At 60.1% G+C, this 2,496-nt stretch carries 3 protein-coding genes; all 3 read right to left on the bottom strand.

The genetic code is table 11. The annotated features are described in order from the left end of the window. Positions 1–728: 728 nt before the first annotated feature. On the bottom strand, positions 729–1,361 hold the full coding sequence (locus VD811_01890; protein ID HXV19724.1) for a Fic family protein: 633 nt from the start codon (positions 1,359–1,361) through the stop codon (positions 729–731). Between the two features lie 31 nt (positions 1,362–1,392). Then, entirely contained in the window at positions 1,393–2,187 is a 795-nt protein-coding gene (locus tag VD811_01885) for a DUF2726 domain-containing protein (GenBank protein HXV19723.1), read from the bottom strand. 64 nt (positions 2,188–2,251) lie between these two features. Beyond that, the coding region (locus VD811_01880) for a hypothetical protein (protein ID HXV19722.1) at positions 2,252–2,496 on the bottom strand (245 nt) is incomplete at its 5' end.

The raw sequence follows: 2,496 nt of genomic DNA, 5'->3' as shown, positions 1-2,496 counted from the left end.
ATCACTTTCTGCCCACGGATTAGCAGGATCGTCCTTTCGATACGTTCACTTGAAGCCAGCATATCCCCCTCCTTTAATGTGTGCTCTGCCTGAAAAAAACCGCCCGCGCCTCACCGGCACCGAGCGGTTTCAACGATCCATTTTGACTTCCTCCCGATCCATCACAGACCTCAGATCAAAAAATGGCCGACCTGAAAATACCTTCATCCCGTCTCCCCTGTCAAACTCAAACGTTCCGACTGAAACCGGCACAGGTTCCACGAGCTGAAAACCCATTGATAGCCATCTCACCACCGTCGACATCCAACCCGGTAGGACTGTCAGGCCGCCTCAGCTTTATACCCCAACGTCGCCCTGCACCGCGGATACCGTAAACACCCCCAGAAATCCCGGCCACTCCCCCTCCCCTCCCGCAGCGTCATCCTAAAATTCCTGGTCCAAGGTCCCGAGTCCCGGGTCCAAGGTCCACCTGACACATAAAGGCAACCGGGAAACTGCGGCAGCCCCGACCACCGTTTCAACCAGAAAAACGGGTGTAACCACTGCCGATTCCTGCTATAATCGCCTCATGAAATCGAAACCTCTCAGCCAATCCAATCCGCACCTGGCCGACCCTCAGCAGCGCAGGCAGGCTATTCTCGAATCCGTCGCGTCTTCCTCGGCGGTCGAAGGCATCCGTCTGACTACGCAAGAGTGGCAGGCGATCTCCAAGCCTCTGCCCGAGCGCCCTACGCGCACCTCTCGATAATCTCGACGAACAAGCTCCGCATCGGCTCATAGTTTAGATCAAGACCCGCCTGGACCGCGGCGAAGTATCTCTCCCGCTGTTCGTCCATCAGGGAAAATCTGAGAATTGGCAATCCGGCCTGAAGACCCATCAGGGTGGACAGCAGACGGGCCAGCCTCCCGTTCCCTTCCCTGAACGGGTGAATCAGCACCAATTCCGCGTGAACGGTGGCCAGGGCCAGGGCGATCTGTTGCTGGTCGGCAAACTGGCAGGGGGTGAACTGCCTCAGCGCAGTTCTCTCATACTCAGCCATGAGCGAAGGGATGTGCATAGGCGCGGCAAAAGGAAAGCCGCCCTTGCTCATCATCACCTGCCGATATCTGCCCGCCCACCCATAGATCGAACCAAGCCAGTTTTGATGCAGGGCGCAGATGTCAGCCGCCGTAAAACGATGCTCCAGACTGTAGGTATCGAGGGCTTCCTCCGTCGCCCGGAGCAGCTCCCGGGTCTCGGCCAGCTCCATCTCATGCCGGGAGGTAATCCCCCTGAGATTGCGCAACACCGCCCCATCTGAACCGGGCTCGAACTGGTTCTCCGGCAAATCGGAGGTATCGTATCGGGTCTTGTCGTTCACAGGCTTTAAATGTCCTCCGCTGACAACTTCCTCAACTCCCCACCGCCACAATCTTCCGACAATTCGGATACCCCGAACACGCCCAGAACCACTTCCCCGCATGTTGCCCCTTCCTGGCCTGCCGCTTGACCATCTCCGAACTGCAGGCCGGACAGACCGGGCCGGCCGGCTTTTCTGCGGCAGGGGGTTCCGTCACAGTGGGCACAACAGTCGCTTCTGCCTGAACCGCTGTAGGCTGACCAACCGGCAAAGGAGCAAGGGTTTCAGCCGGCGCCTCGTTCACTTCCTGAACCTTCGGCGGCTCGACCTCCGCCGCCTTCCAGGCAAAACCCTCCGTCAGCATCGCCCGCACCTCCGCCAACGCATACGCCTTGCGCGCCGGGAAGTGCAGCACCGGCACACCGGCCGAGGCGAGTGACGTGTCGACAAAATCATCGCGGTCGGCCCGGTCCTTGCGGCCGTGCGAAGCGTCATCCAGTTCCACCACCCCGGCCACTTCGAGAGTATCCGGGCGGCAGAGCACAAAATCGACATGCTTCTGCTGGATGCGGTTCCGCAGGCTGGTCCGCCGGCTTTGCGAGAGCCCCTTGGCCGGCTGGATCAGGTCCCCCAGGCGCACCTTGCCGACCACCTTGAATTCCCCCGCCACCGCCTGCTCCAGCACGCCAAGAAAAGACCGCTCGGCCGGGCTGAACAGATATTTGCGGGCTGCGAAGGCGGGCTCTTCCGGGCCAGAAGCTGTTCCCCTGCCCTTTTGCGCGGCAACAAACCCAAGGACGGCAATGACAATCAAGACGACGACTGCCAGCAGCAAAAAACCGCTCATTCCTCCTCCTTCAACGCCATGGCACCACTACCTCCCCCAAAACTGATGAAGGCGCGCAGCTCCGTTATATTCCGCCACAAGAACAGTCTGCCGGATAGGCTTTATTATATCTGGCGGCAAGGGGTTCCCCTGGACGCGGGTGATTTTGCATGCCGTGAATCGGGTCGTGCCGGTTGTGCTGGGGTGTGGCGTCTGCTGAAGGGAGGTCGGGAAAGGTGGTGAAGGGGCACAGGGAATCCCGCGCCGTCCAGCTGCCCGGCAGCTGACGGCGGAGAGTGTCGTAGACGTTCAGTTCGGCGTGGGAGTCGG

It is taken from the genome of Desulfuromonadales bacterium (assembly GCA_035620395.1).
Taxonomy (GTDB): Bacteria; Desulfobacterota; Desulfuromonadia; order Desulfuromonadales; family DASPGW01; genus DASPGW01.
The sequence above is the reverse complement of the archived record's forward strand: the minus strand, read 5'-3'. Positions and strand labels throughout refer to the sequence as shown.

Excerpts from the sequence above, each read along its gene's own strand:
- VD811_01885 (HXV19723.1), bottom strand. The coding sequence starts at position 2,187 with ATGAGCGGTTTTTTGCTGCTGGCAGTCGTCGTCTTGATTGTCATTGCC.